Below are 15,531 nucleotides of genomic sequence, written 5' to 3'. Positions count from 1 at the left end.
CATGGCGCGGCTGGCTGGTCCGGCGACACCTGAACGTCCGCCGCTGATTTGTCTTATGGGGCCGACAGCGTCCGGCAAGACCGACCTGGCGATGCATCTGTTTGATCGCTTTCCCTGTGAGCTGGTCAGTGTTGATTCCGTGCTGGTGTATCGCGGCATGAATATCGGCGCTGCCAAGCCCGACGCCGAGACTCTTGCCCGTTATCCCCATCACCTGATTGACATACTCGATCCTGCTGAGCCCTATTCTGCGGCGCGTTTCCGCGATGACGCGCTGGCGCTGATCCGGGACATTACCGCGCGGGGCAAGGTGCCCGTGCTGGTCGGCGGGACCATGCTCTATTTCAAGGCGCTGATGGGCGGTCTGGCGGTCATGCCCTCGGCTGATCCGGCTGTTCGTGCGCGAATAGAAGCGTTGGCGCAGGAGCAGGGCTGGGAGGCTGTTCATAAGGCAATGGCGGCTGCTGATCCAGAGGCCGGTGCGCGCATCCATCCGAACGATCCGCAACGTATTCAGCGAGCGTATGAGGTATTTCTCAGCAGCGGTATTACACTGAGTGAATGGCACCGACGTCAGCACGCAGAAAAAGCCTCAGGACAGGCGCCGGAGAGCGGTGTTTTACCTTATACTGTGCGCTATCTGGCGGTCGCGCCGCAGGAGCGTTCGGTTCTGCATCAAAGAATTGCCGAGCGTTTTTCGCTGATGTTGCAACAAGGGCTGATTTCAGAGGTCGAAGCGTTGCACGCGAGAGGGGATCTGGATGTCAGTATGCCCTCCATTCGTGCGGTCGGTTACCGGCAGGTCTGGGATTATCTGGATGGTCGGCTTGATTACGAGCAAATGCGCGAGCGCGGAATCATCGCGACGCGCCAACTGGCCAAGCGGCAGTTCACCTGGTTGCGTGGCTGGCATGCGCCGATTGAATGGCTCGACAGTCTTGATCCGAAAAGGTTTGAGCGGGCCTTGAAAGTGCTGGAAGCCGTCGCAATATAGTCCTGACGCTTCCGCCAGCCCTTAGTCTGTGCGCGGTACAAGCCTGCTCGTCTTTCGGATAATGGACAGGCCGGCCAAATTGCATTGTTATGATGCGTAAAAATTATACGGTTTCCATGAAAGGAGTGAGGCAATGTCAAAAGGGCATTCTCTACAAGACCCTTACCTGAACGTTCTGCGCAAGGAACGTGTTCCGGTATCCATTTATCTGGTTAACGGCATCAAGCTGCAGGGCCAGATCGAATCTTTTGACCAGTTTGTCATTCTGCTGAAGAACACTGTCAGCCAGATGGTCTACAAACACGCAATTTCTACCGTCGTTCCGGGTCGCCCGGTACGTTTGCCGACTCAGCCAGGTGCAGATGAAGCTGAAGCTGGCAATTCCTGATGATGCAGGGGGCCTGATTGTTTTTTGAGCGTCACGAAGGGGGTGAGCGTGCGATCCTCGTTCACCTTGAAGGCGTAGATGAGCAGCGCCGGGAAGATCCGCACGAATTCATCGAGCTGGTGCGTTCTGCCGGAGCTGAAAATGCAGGTTTCCTTACCATTACGCGTCACAAGCCGACGCCGCGATTCCTCATTGGTCCTGGAAAGGTCGAGGAATTGCGAGCGCTGGTGAAGGCCAGTGAAGGTGATCTGGTTATTTTTAATCACATTCTGACGCCCAGCCAGGAGCGTAATCTTGAGCGAGAGCTTGAGTGTCGTGTGATTGACCGAACCGGCCTGATCCTCGATATTTTTGCGCAGCGCGCTCGTACCCATGAGGGCAAGCTGCAGGTTGAGCTGGCCCAGCTCGACCATCTGAGCACTCGTCTGGTTCGCGGTTGGACTCACCTTGAACGCCAGAAAGGTGGTATCGGTTTGCGTGGGCCGGGTGAAACCCAGTTGGAGACCGACCGCCGACTGTTGCGGGTTCGCATCAAGCAGATTACCAAGCGGTTGGAGAAGGTTCGCAGTCAGCGCGATCAGGCCCGGCGTTCCCGTCGTCGAGCCGAAATTCCTGTTGTCTCGCTGGTGGGTTATACCAACGCGGGCAAGTCCACGCTGTTCAATACTCTGACTACCTCCGAGGTGTACGCGGCTGATCAGCTGTTTGCGACCCTCGACCCGACCCTGCGGCGGATTGAGCTCAATGATGTTGGTCCGGTAATTCTGGCTGACACGGTAGGTTTTATTCGGCATCTGCCGCATAAGCTGGTCGAGGCTTTTCGCGCCACGCTTGAGGAGTCCAGCCAGGCTGATCTGCTGCTGCACGTGATTGACGCTGCGGACGAAGAGCGCGAAGCCAACATGGAGCAGGTTCATGTGGTGCTCGGCGAGATCGGTGCGCTTGAGCTGCCGACGCTTGAGGTTTTCAACAAGATTGACCTGATTGACGGGTTTGAGCCGCAAATCCAGCGCAACGAAGACGGTGTCGCGGTGCGTGTCTGGATCTCTGCCCAGAAGGGGCTGGGGCTGGATTTGCTGCAGCAGGCTATCGCTGAGCGCGTTGGTGATGACGTGATACATGAGCAGATTGTGCTGGGGTATGCCGAAGCACGCCTGCGCGCCCAGTTCTATGCTGTGGGGGCGGTGCTGAGTGAGTCTGTGTGTGAGGACGGGCGCCCTCAACTGGATGTGCGCCTGCAGCGCAGTGATTTCAATCGTCTGCTCAAGCGCGAGGGTTGGCAGCCGGAGCAGTTTCTGCAGCAACATACTTTGCAATGAAAGTGCGCGGGCGTGGTTCGCGTACGTCGCGCGGTTTACGGTAGGATGGCACCCGGTTACGGGACAACTCCCGGACCTTGAACGTTACAGACAACGGAGAACGCTATGGCCTGGAATGAGCCTGGTGGCGGCAACAATTCAAACGACCAGGACCCTTGGGGTAGCGGTGGCAATCGCGGTGGTAATCGCGGCGGCAAGCAAGGTCCGCCGGATCTGGATGAGGCGCTGCGCAAGTTACAGGATAGCCTGAACAACCTTTTTGGCTCGGGCAAGCGCAGCGGCAACGGCGGCTCTGACCGGGGCGGCAGCGGTGGCAGTGGTATTCCGGGCTGGATCTGGGGGCTGGCGCTGATTCTGGTGCTCGGTTTCTGGGCGTTCAAGGCCGTCTATATGGTCGATGAGCAGGAGCAGGCGGTTATTCTTCGCTTTGGTGAGTACAACCGTACGGTAGGTTCCGGCTTGCATCTGTACTTTCCGCCGGTGGAAAGCAAGTTCCAGCGCAATGTTACTCAGGTACGTTCCTATCGTCAGAAGGGGCAGATGCTGACCGAAGACGAGAACATCGTTGAAGTGCCGGTGGCGATTCAGTACCGCATTTCCAACCTGGAAAACTTCGTACTCAAGGTGGAAGACCCAGAAACTAGCTTGCGTCACGCTACCGAAAGTGCGGTGCGGCACGTCGTTGGCTCGACGCCGATGCACCAGGTGCTGACCGAAGGTCGTGAGCAGATGGCGGTAGAGGTTACCGAGCGTCTGCAGCGCTACCTGGATGCCTACAATACTGGTATTACCGTTACTCAGGTCAACATTGAGAATGCGCAGGCGCCAGCTGAGGTGCAGGACGCGTTTGATGACGTGATTCGCGCCAAGGAAGACGAAGTGCGTGCCCGCAACCAGGCTGAGGCTTATGCCAACGGTGTCATTCCTGAAGCTCGCGGCCGCGCCCAGCGCATGCTCGAAGAGGCCAGCGGTTACCATGATGAAGTGATTGCTCGCGCTGAGGGTGAGGCCAAGCGTTTTGACCTCCTGCTGGAGCAGTATCAGGCGTCGCCAGGTGTGTTGCGTGAGCGTATGTACCTGGATGCCATGCAGGACGTGCTGAGCAGCACCAGCAAGGTTATGGTGTCAGGCGGCGAGGGCAGCAACAATCTTCTGTATCTGCCGCTCGACAAGATGATGGGGCAGGGTGGTAGTGCGTCTCCGTCGGTGAGTGGCTCGTCCAGTTTGCCGTCGGCTTCGCAGGGTGATTCTTCTGCCAGCCGTTCAACTTCTTCGCAGCAGCGCGATCTGCGTTCCAGGGAGTCTCGCTGATGAGTAACAAGTCTCTGATGGGTTTGATTGTTCTGCTGGCGGCGATCATTGTCGGCTGGAACGCCTTCTTTGTCGTCAACCAGACAGAGCGCGCCATTGTTCTGCAGTTCGGTAAGGTGGTGGAGAGCGACGTTGCTCCAGGTCTGCACTTCAAGCTGCCGTTTGTGCAGGAAGCGCATACTTTTGATGGTCGCTTGCTGACGCTCGATACCGCAACTCAGCGTTATCTGACGCTGGAGAAGAAAGCGCTGATGGTCGATTCCTACGCCAAGTGGCGGATCGCAGATGTGCAGCTGTTTTACACCGCAACCTCAGGTCTGCGTGCGATTGCTGAAGAGCGTCTGTCGCGTCAGCTCGAATCCGGCCTGCGCAACGAGGTGGCTCGCCGCACGTTGCATGAGGTGGTCTCGGGTGAGCGTGATCAGTTGATGGCGGATATCACCGCAACCCTGGATGAGAGCGCGCGTCGTGAGCTGGGTATCGAAGTGGTAGACGTCAGGGTCAAAGCAATCGATCTGCCTGCCGAGGTTAACCGCAGCGTTTTTGATCGGATGAGTACCGAGCGTGAGCGCGAGGCGCGTGAGCACCGTGCCAAGGGGACGGAGCTGGCAGAAGGTATTCGCGCGGATGCTGATCGTCAGCAGCGTGTGATTCTTGCCGAGGCGTTCCGTGAGTCTGAGAAGATTCGCGGTGATGGTGACGCGAAGGCGGCCGCGATCTATGCCGAAGCCTACAACAAGGATCCCGAGTTTTACTCGTTCTCGCGCAGTTTGCAGGCGTATCGTGAGAGCTTCGCCAGCCGTTCCGACATGCTGGTGCTGGACCCGGATAGCGAGTTCTTTAAGTATATGCAGGGTAATCCGGTCAAGCGTTGATCGGAGTCTGCAGCAAGTGTAACGGGTCGCCCATGGGGTGGCCCGTTTTTCTGTCGGCGGCTCGCTTAATTGGGGCTAATGCCGGGGTGTCCGCCGCAGAAAACGTGTTACACTTGCGCAGCCGGGAAATCCCGGCTTTTTTGTGACCGCTTGAAGCCGTTACGGCGGGCGGGTCGGCGCTCAAGAGGGCAGCATGTGGCAGGAAATTCTTACCGCGCTGTGTCTGGTGCTGGTGCTTGAGGGCATATTGCCTTTCCTGATGCCTGAGCGTTGGCAACGAATGATGAGCGGTATCGGCGACCTGAGTGCGCGTCAGGTGCGACTGGCAGGTCTTGTCAGTATGTTGCTCGGTACCCTATGTCTGTATCTGGTTCGCCAGGTGGCGTAGTTCGAGCAGGGCGCTGGCCCGCTCCATCGTCACCCTGTATGAAAGGTTCTGAAAATGCCTACTGTAGATCGCTGGTTGCTGCCCGATGGCATCGACGAGGTGCTGCCTCGCGAGGCTGTGCGTATTGAGGCAGCCCGTCGGCAGTTGCTGGATCTGTTCTCCCGCTGGGGCTATGACCTGGTCATTACTCCGCATATCGAATACCTCGAATCACTGTTGACCGGTGCTGGTCATGATCTTGACCTGCAGACGTTCAAGATGACCGATCAGATGTCTGGCCGGATGCTCGGTTTGCGTGCAGACATTACTCCGCAGGTTGCGCGTATCGATGCGCATACCCTGGGGGCAGAGGGCCCTTCCCGTCTTTGTTATTGCGGTAGCGTGCTGCATACACTGCCGCGTCCGTTGTCTACCTCACGCAGTCTGATTCAGCTTGGTGCCGAGCTCTACGGCGACGCGTCCAGTGCCAGTGATGTCGAGGTTATTTCCCTCATGCTGGAGACGCTGGGCGTCTGTCAGGTCGAGGGTGTGCATCTGGATATCGGACATGTGGGGATTTATCGCGGCCTGGTGCAGGCAGCCAATCTGGATGAGGCAACCGAACGGGCGTTGTTTGACGCGCTGCAGCGTAAGGCGGCAGACGAGGTGGCCCAGCTGGTGGGTGATCTGCCGCAGGCATCTCTGGGTGCCATGCTGTGCAGCTTGGTTGAGCTGTCCGGGGGTGTCGAGGTGCTGGATCGTGCACACGTCCTGTTGGACGGTGCGCCTGAGTCTGTGATGGCGGCGCTGGATGATCTGGCCGAGGTTGCACAGGTGCTGGCACGGCGCTATCCCGGTGTGCCGCTGTATTTCGACCTCGGCGAATTGCGTGGCTATCATTACCACACGGGTGTTGTGTTTGCGGCTTTTGTCCCGGGCGTTGGGCAAAGCGTCGCGCAGGGCGGGCGATATGATGATATTGGTCGTGATTTTGGTCGCGCCCGCCCGGCAACCGGCTTTTCCACTGACCTGCGCTTCCTGGTTCAGCGTGGGCAAATCGTTGATGCGGAGGTTCCTGCTGGCATCTGGGCGCCACATAGTGCCGAGGTGGGGCTGCAGGACGCAGTAGCGCAATTGCGCGCTCAGGGTGAGCGCGTCATCGTCGCGTTACCGGGGCAGGGTGACTCCGACGCGGCGCAGCATGGCTGTGGCCGGCGACTGGTATTTGCTGCGGGTAGCTGGCAGGTCGTCGAACTGAATTCGTGATTAGAGGGCCGCAAGGCCATTTCATTTCTAGCGAGGCATGGGCTGAACATGGGTAAGAATGTTGTCATCCTGGGGACCCAGTGGGGCGATGAGGGTAAGGGCAAGATCGTCGATCTGCTGACTGATCAGGTTGCTGCGGTCGTTCGTTATCAGGGCGGTCATAACGCGGGGCATACGCTGGTCATCGACGGCGAGAAGACTGTGCTGCACCTGATTCCTTCCGGGATTCTGCGTGACAACGTCCAGTGCTTTATCGGTAACGGCGTAGTGCTGTCACCGGAGGCGCTACTGAAAGAGCTGACCGAGCTGGAAGCCAAGGGTGTTCCGGTTCGTGAGCGTCTGCGCATCAGTCCGGCCTGTCCGCTGATCCTGCCGTATCACGTTGCACTGGATCAGGCGCGTGAAAAGGCGCGTGGCGAAGCCAAGATTGGCACTACTGGTCGTGGCATTGGTCCGGCCTACGAGGATAAGGTTTCCCGTCGAGGATTGCGCGTTGCGGACTTGTTCCATCGCGAGCGTTTTGCTGCCAAGCTCGGCGAGGTGCTGGATTATCATAACTTCGCGTTGCAGCACTACTACAAGGTTGATCCGATCGACTTCCAGAAAACGCTGGATGAGGCGATGGTTTATGCCGAGTGGTTGGCGCCGCTGATGACTGATGTCACTGCGCGTCTGCACGAACTGCGTCGCGAAGGTGCGAATATCATGTTCGAAGGCGCCCAGGGTTCGCTGCTGGATATCGACCACGGTACCTATCCTTTCGTTACCAGCTCCAACACTACTGCTGGTGGTACGGCCACCGGGTCGGGTTTTGGCCCGCTGTACCTGGACTACGTGCTGGGTATTACCAAGGCCTACACCACGCGGGTAGGTTCTGGTCCGTTCCCGACCGAGTTGTTCGATGATGTGGGTAGCCGTCTTGCCGAGCGTGGTCACGAGTTTGGTTCGACCACTGGGCGGGCGCGCCGTTGCGGCTGGTTCGATGCTGTCATCCTGCGTCGCGCTATCGAGATTAACAGTATTAGCGGGTTGTGCCTGACCAAGCTGGACGTGCTTGATGGTCTGGATGTTATTCGCATCTGTGTCGGTTATCGTAATGCTGCTGGCGATGTGCTCGATGCGCCGACTGATGCTGATAGCTATATTGGTCTGGAGCCGGTCTACGAGGATATGCCGGGCTGGCACGAGTCCACGCTGGGTATCAAGACTGTTGAGGGTTTGCCGGCGGCGGCTCGTGCTTATATCGCGCGAATCGAAGAGCTGGTTGGTGCGCCGATCGATATCATTTCGACCGGCCCGGACCGTAATGAAACCGTTATTCTGCGTCAGGTGTTCTGACGCGGTAGCGGTTTTTAAAGAAGCGCCCTTTGGGGCGCTTTTTTTATGTCTGGTCGGGCAGGGGCTGGCGCTGGGAGAGGTGGGGTATATTTAAGGCATAAAAAAACCGAGCACATGGCTCGGTTTTTTACGAAATTGGTGCCCAGGAGAAGACTCGAACTTCCACGGCCGTAAGGCCACTAGCACCTGAAGCTAGCGTGTCTACCAATTTCACCACCTGGGCGATTTCTTTACTGCTGAAAAAATCGAGTAACAGATCTCGGTTCTTTCTGAATTGGTGCCCAGGAGAAGACTCGAACTTCCACGGCCGTAAGGCCACTAGCACCTGAAGCTAGCGTGTCTACCAATTTCACCACCTGGGCATGTAACCTGAAGCTGCTATGCTGAACTATGGTTCGTTGCGTTAGCTGTTTCCTGTTGACGGCGCGAATCTTAGATAGTCCCGGCGCACTTGTAAACCCCCGGCATGGAAAAATTATTTTTTTAAACAGGTGCATGCAGGCTTCATTTTCGGTTCAATAGGGCCCTATGACGAAAAAGACGAAATCCCCCGGTTCGACCTCTCGGTCGACCACCTCAAACGCTTCCCCCGATCTCGATTTGACCAAGGACTGGAGTCACCTCGACCCGGAAGCTCGGCGCGAAGCCGAAAAGTATGACAACCCCATTCCCAGTCGCGAACTGATCCTGCATCTGCTCGAGTCGCGCGGCGCACCGGCTACCCGTGCTCAGCTGCAGCAAGAGTTTGGATTGTCCGACGAAGAAAGCGTAGAGGCGTTACGCCGCCGCTTGCGCGCGATGGAACGCGATGGTCAGGTAATCTACACCCGCCGAGGTGCCTACGCTCCAGTCGACAAGCTTGATCTGATCCCAGGACGCATTCAGGGTCATCGTGATGGCTTTGGCTTTCTGATCCCTGACGACAACAGCGGCGACATTTTCCTTGGCCCGTCGCAGATGCGCCTGGTGTTTGATGGCGATAGAGCTCTGGCCCGGATTACCGGTGTCGACCGCCGCGGCCGCAATGAAGGTGCGGTGGTTGAGGTTATTTCCCGTGCGCACGATATTCTTGTCGGTCGTTATTATGAGGAAAATGGCATCGGCTATGTCGTCGCCGACAATGCCCGTATCAATCAGGACGTACTGATCGCGCCGTCTGCCAAAGGTGGCGTAAAGCACGGTCAGTACGCCGAAGTGCGCATCACTCAGTGGCCGACTATGAGTCGTCAGGCCCAGGGTGAGGTCATCGAAGTTGTTGGTGACTATATGGCGCCCGGTATGGAAATTGAAGTCGCTCTGCGTAGCTACGACATCCCCAGCGAGTGGCCTGAGGCAGTGCTCAAAGAGGCCGCCAAGCTGAAGGATCACGTAGTCGAAAAGGACAAGCAGAAGCGCGTCGATCTGCGTCACCTGCCACTGGTGACCATCGACGGTGAGGATGCTCGCGACTTCGATGATGCGATTTATTGTGAGCCACACAAGGCCAGTGGCTGGCGCCTGTTCTCGGGCGGCTGGAAGCTTTATGTTGCCATCGCGGACGTGTCCCACTATGTGCCGCTGGGCTCTGCGCTGGATGAAGAGGCTGAGCTGCGTGGCACCTCTGTGTACTTCCCCAGTCAGGTTATTCCGATGTTGCCGGAGGAGCTGTCCAACGGCCTGTGTTCTCTGAACCCGCACGTGGATCGGCTGGCAATGGTCTGTGAAATGACCGTATCCAAAAGTGGCGAGCTGACCGATTTCGAGTTTTACGAGGCGGTGATTCATTCCCATGCGCGGCTGACCTACAACAAGGTATCGAGCATGCTCGAGCACCCGCGCAGTCGCGAAGGTAAGGCTTTGCGTGACGAGTATTCCGAGGTCGTTGCCCATCTGGAAAACCTGTACGAGCTTTACAAGGCGCTGGCCAAGGCGCGTCAGGGGCGCGGTGCCATCGATTTCGAGACTACCGAGACCCGGATGGTGTTCGGTGATGATCGCAAGATCGTCGAGATCAAGCCGACGACGCGTAACGATGCGCATAAGATCGTCGAGGAATGCATGCTGTGCGCCAACGTGGCGACGGCGCGTTTTCTGCAGGAGTTGGAGCTGCCCGGGCTTTATCGTGTGCACGATAGTCCGCAGGCAGAGAAGATTGAGCGCCTGCGCGAGTTCCTTAATTCGCTGGGGCTAAGTCTGACCCGCAAGAAAGGTGACCCCACGCCGGAAGATTATGCCGCGGTGCTGGCTCGGGTGCAGGGGCGTCCCGACGCCCAGCTGATTCAGACTGTCATGCTGCGCTCGCTCAGTCAGGCGGTCTACAGTCCTGACAATGCGGGACACTTTGGTCTGAACTACGAGGCGTATACCCATTTCACCTCGCCGATTCGCCGTTACCCCGATCTGCTGGTGCATCGCGCCATTCGCAGTGTGATTCGTTCGCGTCGCAATACGGATCGTGTTCGTCGCGCCGGTGCGGGCGTCATTCCCAAGGCCAAGATCTACCCCTACGATCATCAGCGTCTGACGGAGTTGGGCGAGCAGTGCTCGCAGAATGAGCGGCGCGCGGATGAGGCGACGCGTGATGTCGTCAGCTGGCTCAAGTGCGAGTTTATGCAGGACCGTGTGGGTGAGAGCTTCGATGGGCTGGTAACGGCGGTCACCGGGTTCGGGTTGTTTATCGAGCTGACCGACATTTATGTAGAAGGGCTGCTGCATATCACGGCGTTGCCGGCTGACTATTACGAGTTCGATGCGGTGCATCATTCGTTGATTGGAGAGCGCTCCGGTCGTCGGTTCCGGCTGGGTGATTCGGTTCGGGTGCAAGTGGCACGGGTTGATCTGGATGACCGCAAGATCGACTTCGAGATGGCTCAGGACAAGCCGCAACCCGCAGCCGAGCGCCAGGTGTCGGCGAGTCGCGCCATGCGTGAAAAGCTGCTGGCTGATGCCCGCCGAGCGGCTGGTGAGACTGGCTCCAGTGGCAAGTCCAATCGCAAGGGGCGCTCTGATGGATCTGCGGGTAAATCACCCGCAGTGTCTCGAGACAAGACGTCCAGATCAAGCAAGCCCTCTGGTGGCAGCAAGAGTGGCGGGAAAAAGGCGGCACCGGCGGACGCCAGTGCGAACCGCGGCCCGCGCAAGCGCAAGGCGCGATAGGTTGAGAGCTGTACATGAGTGATCTGGAGCGAGTATTTGGTGTTCACGCCGTACAGGCGTTGATCGAGCGTCACCCCAAGCGCGTTAAGCGCCTATTGGTGCAAAGTGGTCGTTTGAACGAGCGCCTGCAGGGGCTGTTGGCGCAGGCTGAACAGGCGGGGCTGGCTGTCGTTCGCGTGGCGGGTGATGAGCTTGATGCTCAGGCTGATGGCGTTCACCAGGGTGTGGTTGCTGAAGTGGCTCCCAGCCAGCTCTGGTCGGAAGAAATGCTTGGTCATCTGCTTGATCGTCTGGAGGTGCCGCCCCTGCTGTTGGTGCTCGACGGCGTCACTGATCCGCATAACCTGGGGGCGTGTCTGCGCAGTGCGGATGCCGCCGGGGCTCACGCGGTCGTTGTGCCGCGTGACCGTTCGGCCAGTCTTAATCCGACTGTGCGCAAGGTGGCATGTGGTGCGGCAGAAACCGTGCCACTGGTTGCGGTGACCAACCTGAGTCGTACTCTCAAGCAGTTGCAGCAGCGTGGCTTGTGGGTTACGGGTACCGCAGGTGAGGCAGAGCAGCTGATTTATGATGTCGACTTCAAGGTGCCGTCGGTAATCGTCATGGGGGCGGAGGGTGTAGGCATGCGCCGCCTGACCCGCGAACACTGCGATTATCTGGTCAAGCTGCCGATGGCTGGCAGTGTCAGCAGTCTCAATGTCTCGGTCGCCGCTGGTGTGTGCCTGTTTGAAGCGGTAAGGCAGCGCACGACAAGTGCGCGTTGAGCGCGATCTTTCCCTTTCCCGGCATTTTCCTTGCAAGCCGGGCGGCCGTTCACTAGAATGGCCGCCCCAAACCCTATGTTCCACTCCTTGCCAGACTGTTTGGGCAGCTGGCTATAACCCGTAAGGAGCTTGTATGCGTCATTACGAAATCGTATTTCTGGTTCACCCGGACCAGAGCGAGCAGGTTAACGCGATGGTTGAGCGTTACACCAAGCTGATCGAAGAAGACGGCGGCAAACTGCACCGTCTGGAAGATTGGGGCCGCCGTCAACTGGCTTACCCGATCGACAAGGTTCACAAAGCGCACTACATCATGATGAATGTTGAGTGCAGCGCCAAAGCACTGGAAGAGCTGACTGAAAACTTCCGTTACAACGATGCCGTGATTCGTAACATGGTCATCCGCCGTGACGAAGCCGTTACTGAACAGTCCGACATGCTCAAGGCTGAAGAGAGTGGTCGTGGTGAGCGTCGCGAGCGTCGCGAGCGCAACGATGACAATGACTCCAGCGACAACGCTGACAGCAATGACACCGATGACAACGGTGACGACGAGTAAGTTTTTTCAGTTCCCATTCCAGAATTAAGGAGACGCTGCCATGGCACGTTTTTTCCGTCGCAGAAAGTTCTGCCGTTTTACCGCTGAAGGCGTTAAAGAGATCGATTACAAAGATCTCAACACTCTGAAGGCCTACGTTACCGAGACCGGCAAGATTGTCCCGAGCCGTATTACCGGTACCAAGGCTAAGTACCAGCGTCAGCTGGCTGTCGCTATCAAGCGCGCCCGCTACCTGGCTCTGCTGCCTTACACCGACGGCCACGGTCGTTAATTGGTAGCCAAAAGTAATTGATCAGGAAGCCGAATAGGCATGCAGGGGCTGGCTGAGTTCATCTTGCGCGGTCGTAGACAAGCCACTCTCGTGGTGGGTTTGTCGATCGCAGTGCCCATGCTGTTCTGGTTTGGCGCGGTAGCAATGGCTCTTGTGCTGTTGCGCCGGGGGTGGTCGGAAGGTTTTCCAGTGCTGGTGTGGGCTTCCTTGCCTGCAGTTGCCTGGGCGCTGCTGGGTGACCCCACACCGCTGATGGTGTTGTTGGGCTGTTCGGCATTGGCGCTGCTGTTGCGTCAACGTAGTGAGTGGTCGCTGGTGACGATGGCGGCTGCGCCGCTCGGACTGGTGTTTGCAATGGTGCTACTGGCTACCCTGCAGTGCCCGTTGCAAGAGGTGGCAGAGCAGATTAAATCTGCATTGCCGCAAATGCTGACTGAGTTGAGCGCGGACGTGGACGAGGCTGCACTGGCCCGCCTGCAGGCACTGATGGTGCCGCTGCTGGCAGGCCTGATGGGGGCAACCCATGCAGCCATGACGCTGGTGTGCTTGATTCTCGCGCGTGCCTGGCAGGCTCGGTTGTTCAACCCTGGCGGGTTTCGCAGTGAGTTTCACCGTTTGCGTTTGGCGCCGTGGATGAGTATCGCGCTGGTGGTGCTGGTGTTTGTCGGCCCCCAGATTGACTCACTGGCCATGTTGGCTCCGATTGCCACTGTACCGTTGTTGTTTGCCGGTCTGGCGCTGGTACATGGCGTGGTCGGTATCAAGCGGCTCGGCATCGGTCCGTTGGTCGTGATGTACGTCGCGCTGATTTTTGTCTGGCAAGTGCTGTACCCCCTGATCATGTTTTTGGCGTTTATTGATAGTCTGTTTGATTTCCGTTCCCGCCTGCAGCCGGTTTCTGGCCCCGGTGGAAACGATGACTCAAACGGTCAAGGTTGAATTAAAGAGGTCATCGCAATGGAAGTTATCCTGCTCGAAAAGATCGCGAACCTGGGTAACCTGGGCGACAAGGTTGCTGTAAAGGCTGGTTACGCTCGCAATTTCCTGCTGCCTTTCGGCAAGGCTACTCCGGCCACAGCTGACAACGTTGCTGCGTTCGAAGCTCGCCGCGCCGAACTGGAAAAACTGGCTGCCGAGAAGAAGGCCGAGGCTGACGCCCGCGCTGCTCAACTGGCTGAACTGACTGTTACCATCGCTGCTAACGCTGGCGAAGAGGGCAAGCTGTTCGGTTCTATCGGTACTCGCGACATCGCCGATGCTGTTACCGCAGCTGGCGTTGCCATCGAGAAGAGCGAAGTTCGTCTGCCCGACGGCGCTCTGCGCAATGTCGGTGAGTTCGATGTTGTTGTGCAGCTGCACACCGACGTTGACGCCACCGTCAAGCTGGTTGTTGTAGCCGGCTGATAACGGTCTGCCTTGGCAACCCCCGCCTTCGGCGGGTGATTTGCCGAGGCATTATCGTTAGACTTGTCACACGGCGCCTGTCTCCGGACAGGCGCCGTGTTGCATTTCTGTACCAGCCGTTTCGAGCACCTGTTCATGACTGAAACCCTGTATACCGAACACCCTGAACTCGATCTGCAGACCGCAGCATTGAAGGTTCCGCCGCACTCCATCGAGGCTGAGCAGGCCGTGCTTGGTGGCGTCATGCTGGATAACATGGCGTGGGAGCGGGTCGCTGAGCTGCTCAGCGAAAGTGATTTCTATCGGCACGACCACCGGATGATCTTTAAGGCGCTGGTACGACTGGCGTCACGCAACCAGCCATTCGACGTCGTTACGCTGGCAGAGGATCTCGACAAGGAGGGGTTGATCGATCAGGTTGGCGGGCTCGCCTACCTCGGTCAACTGGCCAAGAATACGCCCTCGGTAGCCAACATCAGCGCCTATGCACAGATCATTCGCGAGCGCTCCACGCTGCGCCAACTGATCAGTGTCAGTACGGAGATTGCCGACACCGCCTTCAACCCCAAGGGGATGCAGGCCACCGAAGTGCTCGACGAAGCCGAGCGCAAGATTTTCTCGATTGCCGAGAGCCGCCCCAAGACCGGCGGACCAGAGGGCGTCAACACGCTGTTGACCAAGGCAATTGACCGTATCGATACCCTGTTTAACAGCGAGGGCTCGATCACTGGACTCTCAACGGGCTTTACCGAACTCGACAACATGACGTCGGGCCTGCAGCCGGCTGACTTGATTATCGTTGCGGGTCGTCCATCGATGGGTAAGACCACGTTCGCGATGAACCTGGTCGAGAACGCAGTCATGCGCAGCGACAAGGCGGTGCTGGTGTTCTCCCTGGAGATGCCAGGTGAGTCACTGATCATGCGTATGTTGTCGTCGCTGGGGCGTATCGACCAGACCAAGGTGCGCTCAGGGCGTTTAGACGACGAGGATTGGCCGCGGTTGACCTCTGCCGTCAACATGCTGAACGACCGCAAGCTATTTATTGATGATACTGCCGGCCTGTCACCGATGGAGATGCGTACCCGTGCCCGTCGTATTGTCCGCGAACACGGCGATCTGGCGATGATCATGATCGATTACCTGCAGCTGATGCGCATCGGTGGCGCCAGTTCCGAGAACCGGACCAACGAGATTTCCGAAATCTCCCGCTCGCTCAAGGCGCTCGCCAAAGAGTTCAACGTGCCGGTGATCGCCCTGTCGCAGCTCAACCGCTCACTTGAACAGCGGCCCAACAAACGTCCGATCAACTCCGACTTGCGTGAGTCTGGTGCGATCGAGCAGGACGCCGACGTCATCATGTTCGTCTATCGTGATGAGGTCTATCACCCCGATACCCAGGACAAGGGTATGGCTGAGCTGATTATCGGCAAGCAGCGTAACGGTCCCATTGGTACGGCACGGATGGCGTTTCTGGGCAAATACACCCGTTTTGAAAACCTCGCACCCGGTTCCTATTCCGGCTACGGGGAGGAGTAAG

At 58.0% G+C, this 15,531-nt stretch carries 15 protein-coding genes and 2 tRNA genes; 15 read left to right on the top strand and 2 right to left on the bottom strand.

The genetic code is table 11. The features are described 5' to 3' along the window. Position 1: 1 nt before the first annotated feature. From miaA to C1949_RS04580, 8 genes are all read left to right on the top strand, one after another. Positions 2-994, top strand: a complete 993-nt coding sequence (gene miaA / locus C1949_RS04615) for a tRNA (adenosine(37)-N6)-dimethylallyltransferase MiaA (RefSeq protein ID WP_104737298.1) — start codon at positions 2-4, stop codon at positions 992-994. A gap of 133 nt (positions 995-1,127) precedes the next feature. Beyond that, the gene (gene hfq / locus C1949_RS04610; protein WP_104737297.1) at positions 1,128-1,382 is read left to right on the top strand and encodes an RNA chaperone Hfq; all 255 of its coding nucleotides are present in this window, start codon (positions 1,128-1,130) and stop codon (positions 1,380-1,382) included. A 17-nt stretch (positions 1,383-1,399) separates the two neighbouring features. Beyond that, positions 1,400-2,701: a ribosome rescue GTPase HflX gene (gene hflX, locus C1949_RS04605; RefSeq protein WP_104737296.1), complete on the top strand. Its 1,302-nt coding sequence runs from the start codon at positions 1,400-1,402 to the stop codon at positions 2,699-2,701. 105 nt (positions 2,702-2,806) lie between these two features. After that, positions 2,807-4,012, top strand: coding sequence for an FtsH protease activity modulator HflK (gene hflK, locus C1949_RS04600; RefSeq protein ID WP_104737295.1), 1,206 nt, complete (start codon positions 2,807-2,809; stop codon positions 4,010-4,012). Next, positions 4,012-4,887 (top strand): protease modulator HflC, encoded by an 876-nt coding sequence (hflC, locus tag C1949_RS04595; RefSeq protein ID WP_104737294.1) that lies wholly within the window; start codon positions 4,012-4,014, stop codon positions 4,885-4,887. Before hflK ends, hflC begins: the two co-directional genes overlap by 1 nt. A gap of 193 nt (positions 4,888-5,080) precedes the next feature. Next, the gene (locus C1949_RS04590) at positions 5,081-5,275 is read left to right on the top strand and encodes a DUF2065 domain-containing protein (RefSeq protein ID WP_104737293.1); all 195 of its coding nucleotides are present in this window, start codon (positions 5,081-5,083) and stop codon (positions 5,273-5,275) included. Between the two features lie 54 nt (positions 5,276-5,329). After that, positions 5,330-6,520: an ATP phosphoribosyltransferase regulatory subunit gene (locus tag C1949_RS04585; protein WP_104737292.1), complete on the top strand. Its 1,191-nt coding sequence runs from the start codon at positions 5,330-5,332 to the stop codon at positions 6,518-6,520. Between the two features lie 48 nt (positions 6,521-6,568). Then, positions 6,569-7,858: an adenylosuccinate synthase gene (locus C1949_RS04580; protein WP_104737291.1), complete on the top strand. Its 1,290-nt coding sequence runs from the start codon at positions 6,569-6,571 to the stop codon at positions 7,856-7,858. A 136-nt stretch (positions 7,859-7,994) separates the two neighbouring features. On the opposite strand, the gene C1949_RS04575 is transcribed toward C1949_RS04580, so the two are convergent. Together C1949_RS04575 and C1949_RS04570 are read right to left on the bottom strand one after the other, a co-directional pair. Continuing rightward, positions 7,995-8,081, bottom strand: a tRNA-Leu gene (locus C1949_RS04575). 52 nt (positions 8,082-8,133) lie between these two features. Then, positions 8,134-8,220 (bottom strand) — tRNA-Leu (locus tag C1949_RS04570). Between the two features lie 166 nt (positions 8,221-8,386). Between C1949_RS04570 and rnr the strand changes: the two genes are divergently transcribed. From rnr to dnaB, 7 genes are all read left to right on the top strand, one after another. After that, positions 8,387-10,993, top strand: coding sequence for a ribonuclease R (rnr, locus tag C1949_RS04565; protein ID WP_104737290.1), 2,607 nt, complete (start codon positions 8,387-8,389; stop codon positions 10,991-10,993). A gap of 14 nt (positions 10,994-11,007) precedes the next feature. Continuing rightward, positions 11,008-11,757: a 23S rRNA (guanosine(2251)-2'-O)-methyltransferase RlmB gene (gene rlmB, locus C1949_RS04560; RefSeq protein WP_104737289.1), complete on the top strand. Its 750-nt coding sequence runs from the start codon at positions 11,008-11,010 to the stop codon at positions 11,755-11,757. Between the two features lie 133 nt (positions 11,758-11,890). Next, complete coding sequence (gene rpsF, locus C1949_RS04555; protein ID WP_104737288.1) at positions 11,891-12,316, top strand: 30S ribosomal protein S6; 426 nt, start codon at positions 11,891-11,893, stop codon at positions 12,314-12,316. A gap of 40 nt (positions 12,317-12,356) precedes the next feature. Continuing rightward, complete coding sequence (rpsR, locus tag C1949_RS04550) at positions 12,357-12,587, top strand: 30S ribosomal protein S18 (protein ID WP_083723771.1); 231 nt, start codon at positions 12,357-12,359, stop codon at positions 12,585-12,587. A 39-nt stretch (positions 12,588-12,626) separates the two neighbouring features. After that, the gene (locus C1949_RS04545) at positions 12,627-13,526 is read left to right on the top strand and encodes a YybS family protein (protein WP_104737287.1); all 900 of its coding nucleotides are present in this window, start codon (positions 12,627-12,629) and stop codon (positions 13,524-13,526) included. An 18-nt stretch (positions 13,527-13,544) separates the two neighbouring features. Continuing rightward, a complete protein-coding gene (rplI, locus tag C1949_RS04540; protein WP_104737286.1) occupies positions 13,545-13,991 on the top strand; it encodes a 50S ribosomal protein L9 in 447 nt (148 codons plus the stop codon). A 135-nt stretch (positions 13,992-14,126) separates the two neighbouring features. Continuing rightward, a complete protein-coding gene (gene dnaB, locus C1949_RS04535) occupies positions 14,127-15,530 on the top strand; it encodes a replicative DNA helicase (RefSeq protein WP_104737483.1) in 1,404 nt (467 codons plus the stop codon). Position 15,531: the final 1 nt, after the last annotated feature.

It is taken from the genome of Halopseudomonas oceani (genome assembly GCF_002903165.1).
Classification (GTDB): domain Bacteria; phylum Pseudomonadota; class Gammaproteobacteria; order Pseudomonadales; family Pseudomonadaceae; genus Halopseudomonas; species Halopseudomonas oceani.
This window is presented reverse-complemented; position numbering and strand designations above follow the sequence as displayed.